This window comes from Bacillus sp. LSHTCR4 (genome assembly GCF_057197025.1).
The window spans coordinates 98,284-118,100 of the sequence record NZ_JBXUNO010000006.1 but is presented as its reverse complement, the minus strand read 5'-3'; the positions used below and the strand labels follow the sequence as shown (position 1 = coordinate 118,100).

Sequence of the window (19,817 nt, the reverse complement as noted above, 5' to 3'; positions counted from 1 at the left end):
AAGTATTTGCAGCCCGTTGTTTTGCTTTTTCGTTATATCATATAGTATAATATTCAAAATCAGCAAGGAATTTTTCCGGAGTTCTTTGCTGGTTAAGGTGGAAAAAATTTTCAGCTTTATAGGTTGATAAAGTTATGTCGTAACAGGAAATATAAGAACAGATATATAAATAAATAAAAAGAAAATAAAAACGAAAATGAGGGGAACTTTATGAGCCAAAATCAATTCGAATGTCATATTTCAGAAGAAGATGTACAAATGTTAAGAGCGTTAGCGCATCCGTTGCGTCTACGCCTAGTAATGGAACTAATGCAGCGCGGAACTTGTAATGTAACACAATTACAGGAAGTGTTAGAAATTCCGCAATCAACAGTTTCGCAACATTTAACGAAATTAAAACAAAATAAAGTAGTACGCTTTGAACGACGAGGACTAGAAGTGTATTATCAAATTCATAATGATAAAGTAAGTGAAGTAGTAAAAACATTATTTTCTTAAAATTTGAATATTATGGAAAAAGACGTATGGGATATACGTCTTTTTTTATTTGTCAGAAAGGTAACATGAGAAAATGTTGGAATGTAAGGAAGAAAAGGCTATTAATTAACATGCTGCTATATGGAATATATTCTAAAGGGAAAAGAAAAGATAGAAAGGAGTGTAGCAAGTAAAAGGAGGAATGGTAGTATGGATGTAAAACGTGTGAAACAAATTTTATCTTCTTCAAGTAGAATTGACGTTACATATGAGGGCGTACCAGTATGGATTGAGAGCTGTGACGAGCAGAGCGGGGTTGCTCAAGTGTATGATGTATCTAATCCTGGAGAAAGCGTTCACGTGAACGTGACGGCTTTAGAGGAGAAGTAATAGAAAAGACGCTTCTGATTTTAGAAGCGTCTGTTTTTGTATTATTCCATCATACTCGCAACTTTTTTAGAGAAGAGAAGGAGTACAAGTCCTAAGACGATAACGATAATGCCAATACTTGCAAATACTTCAAGGTATCCTAATGATTGTGTAAAGGAAGCAAGTTTACCAGCTAACCAGTTAGCCATACCTGAACCAGCTAACCATACACCCATTAGTAATGATGCTAATTTAACAGGTGCAATTGCACTTACCATTGATAGACCGATTGGTGATAAGAATAGTTCTCCAATTGTATGGAACATATAAGTGATAACGATGAATAATAAGTTTGCTTTAACAGTTATATCAGCTTCACTACTTCCAGTTTTTAGAACCGCTAATGTTAAAACAAGGTAACCTATACCTAATAAAATCATACCAAATGCCATTTTTGTTGGTATTTTTAAATCGCCACGCTTTGATTTAGAAAGTTTTAACCATAGCATAGATACGAATGGTGCAAGGAGTACGATGAACGCTGGATTAACGGATTGGAACCAAGATGTTGGAATTTCCCATCCAAAAATTGTACGATCAACAAATTTATCTGTATAAAGTGTTAAAGAACTACCAGCTTGTTCAAAGCCTGCCCAGAAGAATACTACGAAACAAGTTAAAATTACAATTGCCCAAGTGCGGTTTTTTTCTTGTTTTGTTAAAGGTTTCTTTTCGACTGCAGGTTGATTTTTTGTTTTTTTACCAACAACTGTTGTTCCTGCTGTACCAAGATAGCGAGGAGCTAATAAGTTGAAAACAATTTGTCCAATAATCATACCGATACAAGCTGCTAAGAATCCGTATTTATATCCCATAACCATAACGCCATCAACGCTTGTTTTAAAGAAATCTTCTGCTAAAAATCCACAAATAAGTGGAGCGAAGAAAGCACCTACGTTAATACCCATATAGAAGATAGTAAATGCACTGTCACGACGTGAATCATTTTCACTATACAATTCACCTAACAGTGTAGAAATATTTGGTTTGAAGAACCCATTACCAATAACTAATAGTATTAATCCTAGAAATAGTCCTGTTTTTGTATTCATTGAGAATAGTACAAAGTTGCCGATTGCCATAATAATTCCGCCGAGAGTAATGGCATGACGTCTTGTAATATAATGATCCGTTAGCCATCCACCTATAATTGGCATGAAATATACTGCCGCTGTAAAAGTACCATATAATTGCACTGCAAACGCCTTATCAAATCCTAACCCGCCACTAACCGCAGCAGTCGTTAAATAAAGAACTAAAAGGCCACGCATTCCATAATAACTAAATCTTTCCCACATTTCTGTTAAGAACAACAAGTACAATCCTGGTGGATGTTTTTTTGGTGATTGTTGCTCTCCAGCTTTGTCTAATTTTAAAGCTGCATCCATTTTTGTTTCCCCCTAATCCTGTATAACGGATATTTATGTAATCATTTTAATTTACAAAATATTTAGAAGTCAATAGAATTATATGGAAATAGAAAGAAAATTTCTAAAAAATTTCTATTGTTCTTCGACCGTTACTGTATTTTGCCCTGAAAACGAGATGATAAGCGTTTTCAAATGTAATAATTGAATTCTAAAAGAAAATAAAATAGTGATTAATCAGAAAATTTAGATTAAAATATTTATTCTGATATAGAGAAAGTATATTCTATTTACTTTTATAATATAACATATTGGGAATAAAAATACAAAACGAAATAATGTGACATTTAAGTGAATTGAAAAATAACCAGCTCCACAGAAGGGGAGCTGGTTAAGGAAATACTATTTAACAAAGCGTTTTTCGATATCATCTAATAGTAGGTTAGCAGCCATTACACCGCCAGCTGTATTCCAAATCACATCGTCAACTTTGTATGCTTTATTATTTTTCACTGCATTTAAGTTTTTAAATAGTGGGTCATTGATATATTCTTTTTCTAATTCAGAGCCTTTTTTCTCGTTTCCTTTATCGAATGTGAAGTAGAACAATACATCGCCATCCATTGCAGAAATACGTTCTTTAGATACGTTACGCTCTGCGAAGTCATCTTTATTTTGATCGCCAGGACGTTTAAATCCAAGTTCTTTTAAAATAACACCAGAGAATGTATCACCATGATAAATACGAACATCACCAGGCATGAAGCGAACCATAGAGATTTCTTGATTTACTTTATCACCTAGTTTGGCTTTTAAATCTTTCATACGTTTATCGTAATCAGCTAAAACCTTTTGGCCTTCTTTTTCTTTATTTAATGCTTTCGCATAAAACTTGAAGTTATCTTTCCATTCACCGCGTAATGTTTCAGAGAACACAGTAGGTGCAATTGCTTTTAGTTGCTCGTACACTTTTTCGTGACGCATTTTGTTACCGATAATTAAGTCTGGTTTTAAAGAAGCGATAGTTTCTACGTTCACTTGTCCTTCATCACCAACAACTTTTACATCTTTCATTTTATCTTTAATATGTGGATACCACGGATCACCAGTCCAAGATTTTACAGCCCCAACTGGTTTCACACCTAGCTCAAGTAAAGCTTCAGTTCCTTCGTTTGTTAAAATAACTACACGTTTTGGATTAGCAGGAACTTCTGTTTTACCCATTGCATGTTCAACTGTAATCATTTCTTTTTTTGTATCTTCTTTCGTATTTGATTTTCCACAAGCACTTAAAAGTAGTGAAAAGGCTAATAAAAATACAAATACTGTAAACGATTTCTTTGGCATGAAATTCATTATGTACCCCCTACATAGTGAGAATTTTTTTCAATAGCAAGCATGATATTAAGCCTTTATCTTTTGATTGTCAATATATACGGTTGAAAATAATTCTCATTTCCGTTGACAATGAGAATTAAGTTGAAATACACTTACAACGTATCATTATACATTGAAGGGGAAACGCTGCATGTTATTAAAAACAAATCAAGCAAAATGGATTGGATTATTTGTTGGAATCATTGCAGTCATTACTTGTATTTGGGGAAGTATTATTTTCGGATATACAAATACGAGTTGGAAATTAGCGTTAGATGCTTTTTTCCATTTTAATGGGTCCAATGAACATATTATTATTCAAAATGTGCGTCTACCAAGAGCATTAATTGCAGCGAGTGTTGGTGCTAGTTTAGCCATTGCAGGTTGTCTTATGCAAACTTTAACGAAGAATCCACTTGCTTCTCCAGATTTTATTGGATTAAATTCAGGTGCTGCTTTCTTCATAGTTGTAGCAATTGTTATTTTTTCCGTGACATCACTATCAGCTTTCACGTGGATTGCCTTTTTGGGGGCAGCAGTTGCAGCTGTACTTGTATTTGCTTCTAGTTCTTTAGGAAAAGAGGGGACAACGCCTCTTAAATTAACATTAGCGGGGGTCGCAATTAGTGCGTTATTTTCATCATTAACACAAGGATTACTTGTTTTAAATGAAAAGGCGCTTGAAGAAGTATTATTTTGGCTTGCCGGATCTGTGCAAGGAAGAAAGTTAGAAATTTTACAATCTGTATTCCCGTATTTATTAATAGGCTGGATTGCATCTATTATGATGGCAGGGAAAGTAAATACATTAATGATGGGGGAAGACGTTGCAAAAGGACTTGGGCAAAGAACAATTTTAATGAAATCATTCGTTTTACTTATTATTGTCCTGTTATCTGGTGGTTCAGTTGCTGTTGCTGGTCCAATTGGATTTATTGGAATTATTACTCCGCATTTTTCCAGGTTTCTTGTTGGAGTAGATCACAGATGGAGAATACCGTATAGCGGCTTGTTAGGTGCAATACTATTGATTTTAGCTGATATAGCAGCAAGATATGTCATTATGCCACAAGAAGTACCAGTAGGGGTTATGACAGCATTTATTGGTGCACCGTTCTTTATTTATATTGCACGTAAGAGAGGGCTTAGCAAATGAAGAAGTATATTCCGTTTCGTATAGGAAAAGGCGGGCTCTCGTTTTTAATGTATAAACGAGCTTGTCTCGTCTTATTCAGTTTACTAGTTGTTTTAATAGGATTATTTTTTGCGAGTGCAGGTATGGGAGATATGAAAATTGCTCCTTATGATGTATGGCAAGCAATCACTGGAAATGGCGATGCGATGTCCAATATGGTTGTAAATAAGTTTCGTATGCCGCGTATTTTAATTGCCATCCTTGTAGGAATTGCACTTGCTGTAGCAGGATGTATTTTACAAGGTCTCGTTCGAAATCCACTGGCTTCTCCTGATATCATCGGGATTACAGGTGGTGCAAGTGTTGCAGTTGTATTATTTTTAGCTATATTTAGTGATAAAAATAATGCGCTAACCGTAAGCATTCATTATATGCCGCTAGCAGCCTTTGTTGGTGCAACGATTGTAGCGCTTTTTGTATATTTATTTGCATGGAGAAATGACGGGTTATCACCGATTAGCCTTGTTTTAATTGGTGTTGGGTTTTGGGCATTAACGAAAGCGGCAACGACTTTGTTTATGTTGTTAGCGCCAATTTACCAAGCGAGTCAAGCGAATGTATGGATTACAGGTACTGTTTATGGATCTTCATGGCAAAACGTCATGGTACTTGCGCCGTGGGTTCTCATTTTAACGGTAATATCGTTTATAGCTGCTAGACATTTAAATGCGCAAGAGCTAGGGGATGATATTGCGGTAGGACTTGGTGTTCCTTTAACGAAATCGCGCATATTCATGTTATTACTGAGTACAGCTTTAATTGGTGGAGCAGTTGCCTTTGCTGGAGGAATTGGATTTGTCGGTTTAATGGCACCTCATATTTCACGAAGACTAGTTGGTTCTTTATATGGTGCATTACTCCCAGTTGCGGCAATCGTTGGTGCAATTTTAGTACTTGCTGCAGATTTAATTGGGCGTACAGTTTTCACCCCACTTGAAATTCCAGCAGGGGTATTTACATCAGCAATTGGTGCACCTTATTTTATTTATTTACTTTATAAAAGTCGGAATTCATAAAGGGAGATGAATATGCAAAAAGCATTGGAGACGAAACGTTTGACGTTGTCTTATGGTGAAACAATTATTATTGATGAGTTGAATTTAGAAATTCCAAAAGGCGAAATTACAATCTTCATTGGTTCTAATGGTTGCGGGAAATCAACTTTATTACGTTCACTAGCTAGATTATTAAAGCCAACAAATGGTGATATTTTGTTAGATAATCAAGCTATTCAAAGTATGCAAACGAAGCAAATTGCTCGTCAAATGGCAATTTTACCGCAAGGACCGCAAGCGCCAGAAGGGCTTACAGTATTGCAACTTGTAAAGCAAGGACGTTATCCGTATCAAACATGGCTGAAGCAATGGTCAGAAAAAGATGAGGAAATGGTACAGAAAGCACTTGCAGCAACAGGGATGACAGAATTTGCTGAGCGTGATGTACATGCTCTTTCAGGTGGACAACGTCAACGTGCTTGGATTGCAATGACGCTTGCACAAGATACAGATATTATTTTATTGGATGAGCCTACTACCTATTTAGATATGACTCACCAAATTGAAGTGCTTGATTTATTATTCGAATTAAATGAAACAGAACAAAGAACAATTGTCATGGTATTACACGATTTAAATTTAGCATGTCGTTATGCAGACAATATTGTAGCCATTCAAGATAAACAAATATATGCACAAGGTAAACCTGAAGAAGTAGTGGATGAGAAGCTAGTACGTGATGTATTCCGAATGGAGTGTCAAATCAGTACGGATCCGTTATTTGGAACGCCACTTTGTATCCCGCATGGAAAAGGAAGACGTGTACGTAAAGAGGTTGCTCAGGCAATGAGATAATGAAAAAGACGATGAGGGGTTCATCGTCTTATTATTTTCGGCAAGAGAATAAGAGGAAGAGGGGAATACGTAAACGTCGTTCATATTCTTCCGTACTTTGAAAATAAGTTTGGTTTGGTGTAGCTTCTTTTATGTTTGTAATCGTAAATCCAGTTTGTTGTAATAATGAGAAATATTCTTCCATTGTACGATGATATTTAATAACTTCTTGATCAATCCAAGGTTCAACGCGTTTACCCATTTTAAAATAATCATCGACGAGCCAGCTCGTTCTTTTCCCGCTCGTTTGTAAGCTTTCAAATGAAGAGGTAATAATAGGATGTTGAACGCTAAAAGTAAAGGTTCCATTTGTTTTTAAAGTTTCGTACACATTTTGAAAAATGATAGGAAGATGTTCAATATAGTGTAAGGCGAGTCTAGATGTTACTAAATCAAAAGTAGCAGGAGGGTATGTGTAGTCTTTGAGGTTTAAAAAATGGACGATCCCATTTTTATCTTCTAGTTGTTTTTTAGCTTTTTCATACATAAGTTCGGAGCCTTCAATACCAGTGTAAGAGTGGCAGTCTTTTTCTAATAATTCCTTGCCAAATTTTGCGTCACCGCAGCCTAAATCGAGAATTCGCTTTCCTTTCACATCACCAATGAGTTGAAAGAAGGCTGGCTTTTCAAGTGATTCATTTGGGCTATTTGCTCGGTATCTTCGTTTCATATATTGTTCAAAAAATGCTTCATTATTATATACATCTGATTCAGTAAATGCCATGATTGAAGCCCCCCTTACATATTTTTTTTATTCTACCAAATATGAAAAGTAAATGATAGATTTCTTGTAATGAATCGTATATAATCTAGAGTTGTAAGCGGTTACTTTAAACTATTTTTCTATAATAAATTCTGAAAACGTGTTAAGCTAGTAGAGGGATTATTAGAACTATTAAGACAATAATTCGCTTACATGAACGATGGGAGGCTTCACGATGTCTAGTAAAACACTTGCAAAATTTTTAGAAGAAAATTTAGAGGATTTAAAATCAAAGGGGCTTTATAACGTAATTGATCCGCTTGAGAGTTCAAATGGACCAATCATTACAATTGGCGGAAAAGAATATATTAACTTATCTTCAAACAACTATCTTGGATTAGCAACAGATAGCCGTTTGCAAGAAGCAGCAATTGGTGCAATTCATAAGTACGGCGTTGGAGCAGGAGCTGTTCGTACAATTAACGGTACTTTAGATTTGCATATTAAATTAGAAGAAACAATTGCAAAGTTTAAACATACAGAAGCAGCGATTGCTTATCAATCAGGATTTAACTGTAATATGGCAGCGATTTCAGCCGTTATGGATAAAAATGATGCGATCCTTTCAGATGAGTTAAACCATGCTTCTATTATTGATGGTAGTCGTCTATCAAAAGCAAAAATTATTGTTTATAAACATTCTGATATGGAAGATTTACGCCAAAAAGCAATCGCGGCGAAAGAATCAGGGCTTTACAATAAATTAATGGTAATTACAGACGGTGTCTTTTCAATGGATGGAGATGTTGCAAAACTACCAGAAATTGTTGAGATTGCGGAAGAATTAGATTTAATGACATACGTAGACGATGCACACGGTTCAGGTGTACTTGGAAAAGGTGCAGGAACTGTAAAGCACTTCGGTCTGTCTGATAAAGTTGATTTCCAAATTGGTACATTATCAAAAGCAATTGGGGTAATTGGTGGATATGTAGCAGGGAAACAAAACTTAATTGACTGGTTAAAAGTTCGTTCACGTCCATTCTTATTCTCTACAGCATTAACACCAGCTGATGCTGCAGCTTGCATGAGATCAATTGAAATCTTAATGGAAAGCACAGAGTTGCATGATCGTTTATGGGAAAATGGTCGCTATTTAAAACAAGGGTTAAAAGAACTTGGCTTTAACATCGGGGAAAGTGAAACGCCAATTACACCTTGTATTATTGGTGACGAGGTATTAACACAAGAATTTAGTAAACGCCTAAATGAAGAAGGCGTATATGCAAAATCTATCGTGTTCCCAACTGTAGCTAAAGGAACCGGACGCGTTCGTAATATGCCAACAGCAGCTCATACGAAAGAAATGTTAGATGAAGCAATTCGTAAGTATGAAAAAGTAGGGAAAGAAATGGGCATCATTTAAGTAACGACATCTTTTGAATAGCTTGCAAATGAGGAGTGGGGAAAATGAAAAAAATTCTAGTAACCGGTTCTTTAGGGCAAATTGGTTCTGAACTAGTAATGAAACTTCGTGATGTATACGGCGCATCAAATGTTATTGCAACAGATATTCGTGAAACAGATAGTGAAGTAGTAACGTCTGGTCCATTTGAAACGTTAGATGTAACAGATGGACAAAAACTACATGATATCGCAAAGCGTAATGAAGTAGATACAATTATTCATTTAGCAGCTTTACTTTCAGCAACAGCAGAAAAAAATCCGTTATTTGCATGGAATTTAAATATGGGCGGACTTGTAAATGCATTAGAAGCAGCTCGTGAATTAAACTGTAAGTTTTTCACGCCAAGTTCTATCGGTGCATTTGGTCCATCAACGCCGAAAGATAATACGCCACAAGATACAATTCAACGTCCTACTACGATGTATGGGGTAAACAAAGTAGCAGGAGAATTACTATGTGATTATTATTATCAAAAGTTTGGCGTTGATACGCGCGGTGTACGTTTCCCAGGGTTAATTTCTTACGTAGCTCCTCCAGGAGGCGGAACAACTGACTATGCAGTTGAAATTTATTATGAGGCGATTAAAAAAGGCACATACACCTCATACATTGCAGAAGGAACATACATGGATATGATGTACATGCCAGATGCTTTACAAGCGATCATTTCATTAATGGAAGCTGATCCAAGTAGACTTGTGCATAGAAACGCGTTCAATATTACAGCAATGAGCTTTGAGCCAGAGCAAATCGCAGCATCAATTCGTAAACACATCCCGGCGTTTACAATGGATTACGCTGTAGATCCTGCTCGTCAAACAATCGCTGATAGCTGGCCAAACTCTATTGATGCAACAGCAGCAATGAAAGAGTGGGGCTTTAAAGCAGAATACGATTTAGACAAAATGACAACGGACATGTTGGCTAAGTTAAAAAAAAAGCTCACAGCTGAGTTAGTGATGAATTAATAAAAAGGGTCGATTCTTAGGAATCGACCCTTTTTATTTGTATTTTAGGAATATACAAATAATTACAAATGTGATAGAATGAGTTAATTTGTGTGTAAAGGGGAGACAGGGAATGGAGAAATGGGAGTTAGCAAAGGAAATTTACAATACGTCACGTTTAACGGGAACATTTAAGCTTCGATCAGGACAAGTATCAAATCAATACTTTGATAAGTACTTATTTGAATCTAATCCAGTACTGTTATTAGAAATTGCTAAACAATTGAAAGAGCTCATTCCTCCTGAGACAGAAGTACTGGCGGGTTTAGAGATGGGAGGAATTCCAGTAGCAACAGCATTATCTTTACAAACAGGTATACCAGTTGTATTTGTAAGAAAAGAAGCGAAAAAGTACGGTACATGCAAGTTAGCAGAAGGCGTTGATATTACTGAGAAAAATGTTTGTGTTGTTGAAGATGTTATTACGACAGGTGGTCAAATACTATTAAGCACGAAAGATTTAAGAGAACTAGGTGCGAATGTACATCATGTTTTAGGCGTAATTGAACGAACAAAAGAGGGAAGAGAAAACTTATTAGAAGATGGCTTACAACTACATTCTTTATTTACAATGGATGAGTTAATTGAAGGAGAAAAGCAACATGCAAAGAGTTGATGTCGTATATGCACTAATACATGACGAAGAAACAGATAAAATATTAATGGTACATAATGTAGAACAAAATGTTTGGTCATTGCCAGGTGGGGCTGTTGAAAAGGGTGAAACGTTAGAGGAAGCTCTAGTAAGGGAAGTAAAAGAAGAGACAGGTTTAACGGCTATGGCAGGTGGACTTGTTGCGATCAATGAAAAATTCTTTGAAGAATCCGAGAATCATGCACTATTATTTACATTCCGAGCGAATGTAGTAAAAGGTGAACTTATAGCAGAAGATGAAGAGGAAATTTCCGCAATAGAGTGGGTGGATCGAACAATCGCAAATGAACGATTCCCATTCTACGATGGAGGATTCGATTCATTATTAGAAGTAGCCATTCCATACAAGTTTCAACCAGAAACAAAGTGATTGAAAGAAAAAAACAGGAGCGCAACGCTCCTGTTTTTTTTATTCAATCGTCTTCAGTAATAACTTTTTCAAGAGTGGTTTAATCTTCAAACGTAAATCTTCAGCGTGATTTGCAACTAAGAAGTGATGGTTATAAATGTTCTTCATTAATTGATACGTTGCTTCTTTCGCTTCGCCTTCTTCAATGAAAATTCCGATTACTTCCATACCACTTTTACGAGCAAGTTTGACAGCTTCATGCGTATCTAAAATACCATCTTGTTGGTAGTCTAGCGCAGAAGGCTCACCGTCTGTGAAGACAAGTAAGAATTTATGCTTTTCGGGTCTTTTTGCAAGCTTTTCAGAAACGATACGAATAATATATCCGTCGCGGTTATCTTCTTCTTCGCGAAGTTGCATAATTTCTGGACCAACGTTTGGTAACGTTGAGTTTTTATACGTTACAACTTCATGGATAACGTTCGGCTTATCTTCAGGTTTAGCACTAGAAGCATCTTCCCAAAATCCGCTAATAGCGTGCGGGATTTTTAAAGATTTCAACGCTTCATGGAATAGGACCACACTCTTTTTCGTTTCTTCCATTTTGTTATACATAGAACCAGAGCAGTCTACTAATAGTTGGAATGCAACGTCGAGCTCTTGTGATTCTTGCCCTTTTTTATAAAACATACGAGGCTGCTTTTCAGTATAAATACGAAGGAATTTCTTACGAAGTCTTCCGTAATATTTATCACTATTTGCATTCGTTTTATTTTCAATCGTTTTTTCAATAATTTTCTTTAATTCTTTTACATCTTTATTAACGACTGATTTGATAGCTTGGTAATCCTTTTTCTCATCAGGATTTGGTTTACGTGCTTCTTTAAATGTATGAGAAGCGCCAGTGTTATATTTACCATATGCACCATCATTTTGACTAGAAGCGTGAGAAGCTGGTGCTTCTTTTGTGTCAGCACCATCAAAGTTAGATTGTGTACTTTTTTGAGAAGTACCTTGTACAGAGCCAAGTGCTTGGTCGCCATCTTCTGATTCGCGAGCAGTGTCACCCATCATATTTGTTTTTGTTCCGCTTTCTAATTCAAAGCGTAAAAAGTTCTCGTTTTCATTGTTTTTATTTTCACGGTGCCATGTTGAGAAGCTTTCATCCATTTTGTTTTTATTTTCATCGTCATCTATGAGCTGCGTATCATCATTTGCTAAATCTTCGACGCGACAGTTTTTTTCGTCTGCAATGACAGATAAATAAAGCGGTGCATGCCCGAAATAGTTGTTAAGCATATCACTTTCAAGAAGCTCCTCTAAGCGATAGCGAATTTTCTCAACGATATACATAATATCTTCCGTATTACGAGCTTGGAATGTTTCATGCAAAATCGCTTCAATTTGCTCGAAATATTCATTATTAAACATTTCATATTTATCGCTCGTTAATGAAAGATAGCATAGACAAAATAGGCGATCACCGTGATAGTTACGAACGCGATTGATTTCATTTTGTGAGCTAAAGTAATTGCGATACATTTCTTTTCTTCTTTTAAAAACATGCTTTGTGCCAGGGCGTAAGTTTTTTACGATTTCCTCAACACGTAAATCTTCTAATAGAACAAATAATTGTGTTAAAAACTTTTTTAATGGTGATTCTTGCAATTCAATTGCATAAGAACGAATTAAAGTCATGTCCGAGTAATGTTTATTACCAAGTGCTTTTAAAAACACTTCGCTTTTTAATCCGATTACTGTATCCTCTTCTTTTCGATCATCCCAAAAGTGACTAATGACAACCTTTTTTTCAATTTCGTCGTAGTATGCTTTATAGCCATACTCAAGGTAGGCATCATCTTCTTTGAGAAGGGCATACATTAAGTTTTCCATTTGTAGAAACAGCGACGCATCAATTTTTTTGTCACTAAAAATTTGTCTCATGAATTATCCCTCAAAGAAATAACTTTCTGCTAATTCACGGACAGTCATTTGTTCTGTTTCATCGTTTAATTTTGCGATAATACTACGTTCAATTGCACGCATAACAGGAATATATACACCTAAATCACATGCATCGATAATGCCACGAATACTTGCTGCTTCTTCACTTACGCGGCCATCACGAGCTAAAGGCATAAGATCGCTTGCAAATGCAACGAACTTTTCAATTGTTGCAACATCTTTTAATTTTGATTCTGCTAATAATAATTCTTTTAATGTATCACCTTGAATGTAAGGAACTTCAATAATAACGAAACGGTTTTTTAACGCTTCGTTCAGTTCACTTGTACCAACGTAACCTTCATTAATTGCCGCGATTACGCGATATTCGTCATCACCGTATACAACTTCTTGTGTAAACGGGTTTGTAATCATTTTACGGTAATCTAATGCACCGTGAAGAAGTGGTAACGTTTCAGGTTTTGCCATATTGATTTCATCAATATATAGGAAATGACCGTTCTTCATTGCTTTCATAAGAGGACCGTTAACGAATGCAACTTCAGATGCGCCATCTTTCGTTTGTAGTGTGTTGTATCCTAAAATACCTTCTACATCTAGGTCGACAGAACAGTTAATGCTATGCATTGGTTTTTGGAATAAAGAAGAAAGCGTTTCAGCTAGTACTGTTTTACCACTACCAGTCGGCCCTTTTAATAGAATGTTTTTGCCAAGAAGAAGTGCTGTAATGGCATCTTCGATAATGCTATTATCAGATGCTTTATATATTTTTGTACCGATTAAATGTGCATTTTCACCAGCTTCTTGCTTATTCTTTTCGTGAATTGTAGAGAGCTGTTGTTTTAAATCAGCATGTATATGAAATTGTTCTAACATGTATTTCCCACCTAACATTATTTTCATAAAGTAATACATCTTATGATAACTTGTTTTAATATGGTATGCAAAGAAAAGGAGAGGGGACAAATATAAAAGAAAAAGCAATCAATAGTACATTGATTGCTTATAGTAAAGGAGAAATGAGCCTCATAAAAGACTCTAATATTCGTTTTTTGATACTTCTTTTTTGGAAAGCGTTCCATTTAATTTCAGTGGAATGCTTAAAGTCTTCTTCAAAATCACGTTTAATATCATGAACAGTTCCTGATTCATACAGTACGCTAATAATTTCGTAATTCAATTCAAAGCTGCGTACATCCATATTTGCTGTACCGATTGTTGCAATTTTATCATCAACAATTACAATTTTTGCATGCATAAAGCCATCTTTATAACTATAAATGGAGGCACCAGCTTTTAAAAGTGGAGTGAAGTAGGACTGGGATGCTTGATCACTAATAATACTATCACTTTTACCAGGATATAAAATGCGTACATCTATGCCAGATATTGCACTTAAACGTAATAATGTTAAGGTTTCTTGATCTGGAATAAAGTATGGTGTAGCAATCCAAATCGATTTTTTTGCAGAGCCCATAATAGCTAATAACGTATTACGAATGCTTTTATCATCTGAGCTTGGTCCGCTCGCTACAATTTGCACAGCACCTTCTGCACTTGAAATTTCTTTACCTGGGAAGTATTGTCTATTCATAAATGGATCCCAAGAATAAGTATTCAATCCACTAGATGCATAGAGCCAATCCTCTAGAAAGATTGCTTGTAATTTATATAACGCTTTTCCTTCTATTTTTAAATGACTATCACGCCAAACAGGAAATTTTTTTGAACGGCCAAGATATTCATCACCGACGTTGAGTCCCCCCGTAAAACCGATTTCTCCATCTACAATGACAATTTTACGGTGATTACGATAGTTAACTGTTTCAAGTAACCAAGCTGAAAAAATAGGGTCAAATTCAACAATTTCAATCCCAGCTTCTTTCATAGGTTTTAAAAAGCGTCTTCTTAACGTATTACTTCCTAATCCATCATAAAGGAAACGTACAATAACACCAGCTTTTGCTTTTTTTATTAACGCATCCCGAACTTTTGTACCAATCTCATCAGATTTATAAATATAGTATTGAATATGTATGTGATGTTTTGCTTGCTCAATCGCTTGCAAAATTTCTGAGAATGTTTGATCACCATTTGTTAAAAGTTTTGTAGTTGTTCTATCTGCGGCGGGTCCGCCTCCAAATTTTTGTATGACTTTTGTTAAATGGACAGAGCGTTCACTTAATGGGACTTTGAGTGATAACTCTAGTCGTCTTCCTTCTAATATTTCACGGAATAACTTTCTTTGTTCTTCTGAACGATGAAGATGCTTTTTTCTTCTCCAACGGCTACGCCCGAAAATAGAGTATAAAAGCACACCTATAACGGGAAGAAGTGCTAATACTAAAAACCACGCTAAGGTACTTTGAGGAGACCTATTTTCGATAAAAATGACGAATGAAATTCCTACAATTGTGATGGACCAGAGAACGCCGACAAATGTATATAACGAAATATAAGATGTATTTAATAGGAACAGAACGATAGATACAATTGTAAATATTAATAGTAATTGAACGATAGGCTTCTTCATTTCTATATAATTCCCCTAATCTTTTTTTCAATATAGACTTCTTAAATAGAAGATGTAATATGACATCTTTATTATAAGGTGTTTTGCTTTTTTTACAAAATATAGACATTTCACCTATACTTTCCGCATTTGTCCTACATACAGTGTACTATCCCATTTTTTATCTCACTCTTAACGCATATGAAAATGAAAAAATCGAAAAGGAGCGGGGAAACATGAATTATATAGAAAATAACGGATTGTATTATCGTAATCATCATCATGGGGGGCACAACCATAATGGCGGACATCACCACCATGGAGGACACAATCACCATGATCACCATCATCATCACGGAGGTGGATGGGGCTGGGGTGGAGGCTCATGGGGCGGTGGCTTTTTCCCAGGAAGTTTTGCTGGAGGTGTGTTAGGTGGGCTTACAGCTGGCGCATTAACGGGTGCAGCAGGTGGAGGCTACTATCCAGCACCATACCCAGTAACATATCCAGCGCCATATCCAGCACCATACCCAGTAACATATCCAGCGCCATATCCAGCACCGTACCCAGTAACATATCCAGCGCCATATCCAACACCATATCCGTATTAAACAAAAAAGAGGTTATCCTCTTTTTTGCTTAATAAAGTATTTATTTATAAAATACTTCCAAAATTAAGGTGAAAATATGTTAATATTTTGTTATTATAATTCGAAAACTACTATTTATAATTGAAACGGTATTATATTGCTTTTTATTACAAATAATATTATGTTATTTTAATCGGCATATTTCAAAACGTGATGTATGTAAAGGACGATTATTAGGAAATGAAATATCTCTATTTCTATGAAAAGAAACAAGTTGTGTTTTAGTCAGATAGGAAGCAAGGAGAGATGCGCATGCTAGAACAAAGAGGTCATGCATTATATGAATCTTCATTGCGAGATTTAAAGTTAGCATTAGATGAGTCTTCAATTGTTGCGATTACAGACCGAAAGGGTCTTATTACATATGTAAATGATAAGTTTTGTGAAATCTCCAAATATACACGAGAAGAGTTAATAGGGAAAGATCATCGTATTTTAAATTCAGGACATCACCCGAAAACATTTTTTCAAATGCTATGGAAGCGTATTTTGAGCGGAAAAGTATGGAGAGGTGAGATTCGAAATCAAGCAAAAGATGGTACATATTATTGGGTTAAAACAACAATTGTTCCATTTTTAAATGAAAAAGGAGAGCCATATCAATTTATTGCGATCCGAAATGATATTAGTAGTAGGAAAGAAGCAGAACAGAGGTTGCGGTTAAGTGAAAGTCGTTATAGGGAGCTTGCGTATCATGATGCTTTAACGAGTTTACCGAACCGTTTACAATTAATAACGACTGTTAACGAATTGATTGCAGATAAAAAAGAGTTTGGTATGATTTATTTTGATTTGGATCGTTTTAAATTAGTAAACGATACGCTAGGTCATATGATAGGAGATTTACTTTTAAGCGAAGTTGCTTCACGGTTGCATTATGTGCTAGGAGAGAAAGATGTTCTGGCTAGGCTGGGTGGCGACGAATTTGTGTTGTTAACAAAAAATCATACACAAGATGAGATGAGGCAGCTAGCGACATCTGTATTGTCATGCTTTCAGGCACCATTTATGCTTGAAGGTCATGAAGTATACATTTCAGCTAGTCTAGGACTGTGCTCATATCCGCAAGATGGACAAGATGTAGAAACTCTATTGAAGAATTCGGATTTAGCTATGTATAGTGCGAAAGAACAGGGGAGAAATGCAGCGTGCTTCTTTACAGGTGAGTTACGTGCAAAAATAAATCGTAGAATGAAAATTGAATTTGCTTTGCAAAAGGCAATTCGTGATGAAGAGTTAGAGGTGGCGTTGCAGCCTATTATTGATTTGAAAACGAAGAAATATACTGGTATTGAGGCTTTAGCACGTTGTTCAACAGAAGAAGGACCGATTTCGCCAGACGAATTTATTCCAGTAGCTGAAGAATCTGGACTTATTATAAAACTAGGAGACTGGGTATTAGAAAAGTCATGCCGCTTGTTTAAAACATTGCCGGAGTATGAAGAAGGACTAAAGTTATCTGTGAATTTATCCATACAACAATTAATGCAAAAGCGTTTTATTATATCTGTACGTAGTATTTTAAGGAGAACTGGTTTTCCTGCGAATCGTTTAATTTTAGAAATAACGGAAAGCATTGCTGTTCGTCATTTTGATTATATTATTGCTACATTACAAGAATTAAGAAATATGGGTATTTTAATTGCTTTAGACGACTTCGGAACGGGCTATTCTTCCTTATATTATTTAAAACAATTACCGCTGGATATAGTAAAAATTGATCGTAATTTTATTCGTGAATTTCATTATGATCATGCACAGCCAGAGCGAACGATTGTAAAATCTGTTATTGAAATTGCCCATAGCTTAAATCTAGCAGTAGTTGCTGAAGGGGTAGAGACAGTAGAGCAAGAAAGTTTATTACAATCTATGGGTTGTGATTATGTACAAGGATTTTATTATGCGAAACCTTTATCTGTAGGAGAGTTAAAAAAAAAGTTGATTACAGATTTTGAATAAAAAAGAGAAGCGGGTAGCTTCTCTTTTTTTAATTCATTTTTTGGGAGTTTTTCATTAGTACTGGATAAAGAATAAGACCTAATACGAACAATCCGATTCCTAAGAAGAACGTTTTTAAATCAGCAGTTCCCGTTTTGATAACCCAAATAGAGTATACAAATGCTAATGTAGTGATAATCCCGTCCTTTATTCGAGAGCCAGGCAGTATATCATACGTTTCTCCTGTAATAACTAATTTGAATTGGTACAGTGTAGAAACAAGGTATGGAATTAAATAAGCTAATGTTGCTACAACGATAGCGAAATTATAAGCTTCTGATACAGTACCAGAAATCGTTGAGAATAAGAAAATTTGCGTCATCACATTTGTAATCAATAATGATTTTGAAGGACTACCTTTTTTATTTGTTTTCGCGAAAAACTTCGGGAAAAGTCCATTCTTTGCTGCCTGGTAAGGTACCTCTGAACTAACAACGATCCAGCCAACTGTAGATCCAAATAAAGATACAAGTGCAAGTAAAGCCATTATATATGCGCCTTTATTGCCAATTGCTAAATTTAATGCGTCTACTAATGGTTTTTGAGACTCTTTTAAAGCATCTTGCGAGAGAGCTCCCATTGTAAGTAGAGTAATTGACATGTAAATAAGAAGAGCGATAATTAATCCAAAAATGGTAGCTTTTTTTACATCGCGCTGAGATTTTGCACGGTTAGAAAGCATGACAGCAGATTCAATACCGATAAACGCCCAAAGTGTTGCGATAGCAGCTGAATTAATTTGTCCACCTAACGAAATCGATTGTCCTGCTTCATTCATAAATGTTTGCCCATCTCCGAAATTAGAGGCATTGAAAATGAATAATGTGATTACAATAAACATTGTGAATCCGATAATTTTTGCAATGGTAGCAAGAAGATTCATATTTCCAGCTCGATCAATATTTTGAGAAAGAATATATTGAATTCCCCATAACATAAGGCTACATACGAGGAAAGTTAATCCTTTTCCGAGTTCTAGTGAAAATCCGTTCGTTGAAAAGAGAATTTGCTTACTTTGTAAAACTGGAAAGAATGTTGATAAATATCCAGCGAAGGAAATAATAACAGATGCTGTTGCAGCCCAGTTCGCAGCCCAATATCCCCATGCCATACTATATCCTGCAACTTTACCCGCTTTTTTTGAAGGGAACATTGCTTGAGCGTAACTTTGTGGCCCCGCTTTTAATTCTGGTTTTCGAATTGCTAAATTTCCAAACACGAGTGCAATCATAAATACGCCAAGACCTGTAATACTCCATGCAAGTGTAGAGCCCATTGGACCTGATACTTGTGCTAAATTTGCTGGGAGCATAAATACGCCACCGCCAACCATATTTCCGATAACAAAAGCTGTTAAAATCCATAATCCCCATTTTTTCGTTTCCATTTTTGTTAACTCCTTTGTAGTAAGTTTTGCTTAAACATCATTTTTCACTAGCTTTTTGGGAATAAAAAAAGAGCCATGTAGATAAAAAATACCTACATGGCTCTTCGCCAAAGCGTAGGTACAACGGGAATAACCCTTGTACCTACGCGTAATTTTTCCGCTAGGTTTCAAGGGTTACGTATGATGATGATGTTTTTGTGCAAATGTAACTACAATTGTTGTATAAGTAAGCATAGTTCTTTGCTCCCTTTCTCCTCTGATTTTGAAGTTAGTATACTACATGTTTTTTTGAATGAAAAGAAAAATATAAAAATTTTTATAAAAATACGTTTTAAAGATTAAATATTTACCTTTATTTTTCCTATACTGGAAAATAAGTGAGAGATTGG

Annotated in this window: 18 protein-coding genes; 11 read left to right on the top strand and 7 right to left on the bottom strand. The window is 35.6% G+C overall.

Features of this window, described 5'->3' with window-relative positions:
• The first annotated feature begins 210 nt into the window (after positions 1-210).
• Together AC2CGR_RS25375 and AC2CGR_RS25370 are read left to right on the top strand one after the other, a co-directional pair.
• Positions 211-498 (top strand): ArsR/SmtB family transcription factor, encoded by a 288-nt coding sequence (locus AC2CGR_RS25375; RefSeq protein ID WP_000081427.1) that lies wholly within the window; start codon positions 211-213, stop codon positions 496-498.
• A gap of 189 nt (positions 499-687) precedes the next feature.
• A complete protein-coding gene (locus AC2CGR_RS25370) occupies positions 688-867 on the top strand; it encodes an acid-soluble spore protein H (RefSeq protein ID WP_000382683.1) in 180 nt (59 codons plus the stop codon).
• Between the two features lie 41 nt (positions 868-908).
• Here AC2CGR_RS25370 and AC2CGR_RS25365 read toward each other — a convergent pair whose 3' ends face one another.
• A complete protein-coding gene (locus tag AC2CGR_RS25365) occupies positions 909-2,294 on the bottom strand; it encodes a peptide MFS transporter (protein WP_000338322.1) in 1,386 nt (461 codons plus the stop codon).
• Positions 2,295-2,675: 381 nt separating this feature from the next.
• A complete protein-coding gene (locus AC2CGR_RS25360) occupies positions 2,676-3,629 on the bottom strand; it encodes an ABC transporter substrate-binding protein (protein ID WP_087967089.1) in 954 nt (317 codons plus the stop codon).
• A 172-nt stretch (positions 3,630-3,801) separates the two neighbouring features.
• Between AC2CGR_RS25360 and AC2CGR_RS25355 the strand changes: the two genes are divergently transcribed.
• Genes AC2CGR_RS25355 through AC2CGR_RS25345 form a run of 3 tightly spaced genes read left to right on the top strand, consistent with a single transcriptional unit; the run spans position 3,802 to position 6,695 of the window.
• Complete coding sequence (locus tag AC2CGR_RS25355; RefSeq protein ID WP_001976134.1) at positions 3,802-4,806, top strand: FecCD family ABC transporter permease; 1,005 nt, start codon at positions 3,802-3,804, stop codon at positions 4,804-4,806.
• Complete coding sequence (locus tag AC2CGR_RS25350) at positions 4,803-5,861, top strand: FecCD family ABC transporter permease (RefSeq protein ID WP_000760067.1); 1,059 nt, start codon at positions 4,803-4,805, stop codon at positions 5,859-5,861. The genes AC2CGR_RS25355 and AC2CGR_RS25350 overlap by 4 nt, the downstream gene beginning before the upstream one ends.
• A gap of 12 nt (positions 5,862-5,873) precedes the next feature.
• Positions 5,874-6,695 (top strand): ABC transporter ATP-binding protein, encoded by an 822-nt coding sequence (locus AC2CGR_RS25345; RefSeq protein WP_087967087.1) that lies wholly within the window; start codon positions 5,874-5,876, stop codon positions 6,693-6,695.
• 31 nt (positions 6,696-6,726) lie between these two features.
• Here AC2CGR_RS25345 and AC2CGR_RS25340 read toward each other — a convergent pair whose 3' ends face one another.
• Positions 6,727-7,458 (bottom strand): class I SAM-dependent DNA methyltransferase, encoded by a 732-nt coding sequence (locus AC2CGR_RS25340; protein WP_131101370.1) that lies wholly within the window; start codon positions 7,456-7,458, stop codon positions 6,727-6,729.
• 214 nt (positions 7,459-7,672) lie between these two features.
• Between AC2CGR_RS25340 and AC2CGR_RS25335 the strand changes: the two genes are divergently transcribed.
• From AC2CGR_RS25335 to AC2CGR_RS25320, 4 genes are all read left to right on the top strand, one after another.
• Complete coding sequence (locus AC2CGR_RS25335; RefSeq protein WP_000095906.1) at positions 7,673-8,863, top strand: glycine C-acetyltransferase; 1,191 nt, start codon at positions 7,673-7,675, stop codon at positions 8,861-8,863.
• A gap of 44 nt (positions 8,864-8,907) precedes the next feature.
• The gene (locus AC2CGR_RS25330) at positions 8,908-9,873 is read left to right on the top strand and encodes an L-threonine 3-dehydrogenase (protein WP_087967082.1); all 966 of its coding nucleotides are present in this window, start codon (positions 8,908-8,910) and stop codon (positions 9,871-9,873) included.
• Between the two features lie 112 nt (positions 9,874-9,985).
• Positions 9,986-10,528, top strand: a complete 543-nt coding sequence (gene pyrE, locus AC2CGR_RS25325; protein WP_029437434.1) for an orotate phosphoribosyltransferase — start codon at positions 9,986-9,988, stop codon at positions 10,526-10,528.
• On the top strand, positions 10,515-10,937 hold the full coding sequence (locus AC2CGR_RS25320; RefSeq protein ID WP_087967080.1) for an NUDIX hydrolase: 423 nt from the start codon (positions 10,515-10,517) through the stop codon (positions 10,935-10,937). The genes pyrE and AC2CGR_RS25320 overlap by 14 nt, the downstream gene beginning before the upstream one ends.
• A gap of 39 nt (positions 10,938-10,976) precedes the next feature.
• Here the strand turns inward: AC2CGR_RS25320 and AC2CGR_RS25315 are convergent, their stop codons facing one another.
• The 3 genes from AC2CGR_RS25315 to AC2CGR_RS25305 all read right to left on the bottom strand — a co-directional run bounded on the left by AC2CGR_RS25315 (position 10,977) and on the right by AC2CGR_RS25305 (position 15,414).
• Positions 10,977-12,860 carry a vWA domain-containing protein gene (locus AC2CGR_RS25315; protein WP_484481326.1) on the bottom strand — a complete coding sequence of 628 codons (1,884 nt, stop codon included), beginning with the start codon at positions 12,858-12,860 and terminating at the stop codon, positions 10,977-10,979.
• A gap of 3 nt (positions 12,861-12,863) precedes the next feature.
• The gene (locus AC2CGR_RS25310; protein WP_000892968.1) at positions 12,864-13,757 is read right to left on the bottom strand and encodes an ATP-binding protein; all 894 of its coding nucleotides are present in this window, start codon (positions 13,755-13,757) and stop codon (positions 12,864-12,866) included.
• Between the two features lie 127 nt (positions 13,758-13,884).
• Positions 13,885-15,414: a cardiolipin synthase gene (locus AC2CGR_RS25305; protein WP_087967078.1), complete on the bottom strand. Its 1,530-nt coding sequence runs from the start codon at positions 15,412-15,414 to the stop codon at positions 13,885-13,887.
• Between the two features lie 215 nt (positions 15,415-15,629).
• On the opposite strand from AC2CGR_RS25305, the gene AC2CGR_RS25300 reads away from it, so the two are divergent.
• A complete protein-coding gene (locus AC2CGR_RS25300) occupies positions 15,630-16,004 on the top strand; it encodes a cobalt transporter (RefSeq protein WP_484481325.1) in 375 nt (124 codons plus the stop codon).
• A 291-nt stretch (positions 16,005-16,295) separates the two neighbouring features.
• Positions 16,296-18,002, top strand: coding sequence for a putative bifunctional diguanylate cyclase/phosphodiesterase (locus AC2CGR_RS25295; protein ID WP_061657187.1), 1,707 nt, complete (start codon positions 16,296-16,298; stop codon positions 18,000-18,002).
• A gap of 28 nt (positions 18,003-18,030) precedes the next feature.
• Here AC2CGR_RS25295 and AC2CGR_RS25290 read toward each other — a convergent pair whose 3' ends face one another.
• Positions 18,031-19,428: an amino acid permease gene (locus tag AC2CGR_RS25290; protein WP_029437441.1), complete on the bottom strand. Its 1,398-nt coding sequence runs from the start codon at positions 19,426-19,428 to the stop codon at positions 18,031-18,033.
• Positions 19,429-19,817: the final 389 nt, after the last annotated feature.

Excerpts from the sequence above, each read along its gene's own strand:
- AC2CGR_RS25375 (WP_000081427.1), top strand. The coding sequence starts at position 211 with ATGAGCCAAAATCAATTCGAATGTCATATTTCAGAAGAAGATGTACAA.
- AC2CGR_RS25370 (WP_000382683.1), top strand. The coding sequence starts at position 688 with ATGGATGTAAAACGTGTGAAACAAATTTTATCTTCTTCAAGTAGAATT.
- AC2CGR_RS25365 (WP_000338322.1), bottom strand. The coding sequence starts at position 2,294 with ATGGATGCAGCTTTAAAATTAGACAAAGCTGGAGAGCAACAATCACCA.
- AC2CGR_RS25360 (WP_087967089.1), bottom strand. The coding sequence starts at position 3,629 with ATGAATTTCATGCCAAAGAAATCGTTTACAGTATTTGTATTTTTATTA.
- AC2CGR_RS25355 (WP_001976134.1), top strand. The coding sequence starts at position 3,802 with ATGTTATTAAAAACAAATCAAGCAAAATGGATTGGATTATTTGTTGGA.
- AC2CGR_RS25350 (WP_000760067.1), top strand. The coding sequence starts at position 4,803 with ATGAAGAAGTATATTCCGTTTCGTATAGGAAAAGGCGGGCTCTCGTTT.
- AC2CGR_RS25345 (WP_087967087.1), top strand. The coding sequence starts at position 5,874 with ATGCAAAAAGCATTGGAGACGAAACGTTTGACGTTGTCTTATGGTGAA.
- AC2CGR_RS25340 (WP_131101370.1), bottom strand. The coding sequence starts at position 7,458 with ATGGCATTTACTGAATCAGATGTATATAATAATGAAGCATTTTTTGAA.
- AC2CGR_RS25335 (WP_000095906.1), top strand. The coding sequence starts at position 7,673 with ATGTCTAGTAAAACACTTGCAAAATTTTTAGAAGAAAATTTAGAGGAT.
- AC2CGR_RS25330 (WP_087967082.1), top strand. The coding sequence starts at position 8,908 with ATGAAAAAAATTCTAGTAACCGGTTCTTTAGGGCAAATTGGTTCTGAA.
- pyrE (WP_029437434.1), top strand. The coding sequence starts at position 9,986 with ATGGAGAAATGGGAGTTAGCAAAGGAAATTTACAATACGTCACGTTTA.
- AC2CGR_RS25320 (WP_087967080.1), top strand. The coding sequence starts at position 10,515 with ATGCAAAGAGTTGATGTCGTATATGCACTAATACATGACGAAGAAACA.
- AC2CGR_RS25315 (WP_484481326.1), bottom strand. The coding sequence starts at position 12,860 with ATGAGACAAATTTTTAGTGACAAAAAAATTGATGCGTCGCTGTTTCTA.
- AC2CGR_RS25310 (WP_000892968.1), bottom strand. The coding sequence starts at position 13,757 with ATGTTAGAACAATTTCATATACATGCTGATTTAAAACAACAGCTCTCT.
- AC2CGR_RS25305 (WP_087967078.1), bottom strand. The coding sequence starts at position 15,414 with ATGAAGAAGCCTATCGTTCAATTACTATTAATATTTACAATTGTATCT.
- AC2CGR_RS25300 (WP_484481325.1), top strand. The coding sequence starts at position 15,630 with ATGAATTATATAGAAAATAACGGATTGTATTATCGTAATCATCATCAT.
- AC2CGR_RS25295 (WP_061657187.1), top strand. The coding sequence starts at position 16,296 with ATGCTAGAACAAAGAGGTCATGCATTATATGAATCTTCATTGCGAGAT.
- AC2CGR_RS25290 (WP_029437441.1), bottom strand. The coding sequence starts at position 19,428 with ATGGAAACGAAAAAATGGGGATTATGGATTTTAACAGCTTTTGTTATC.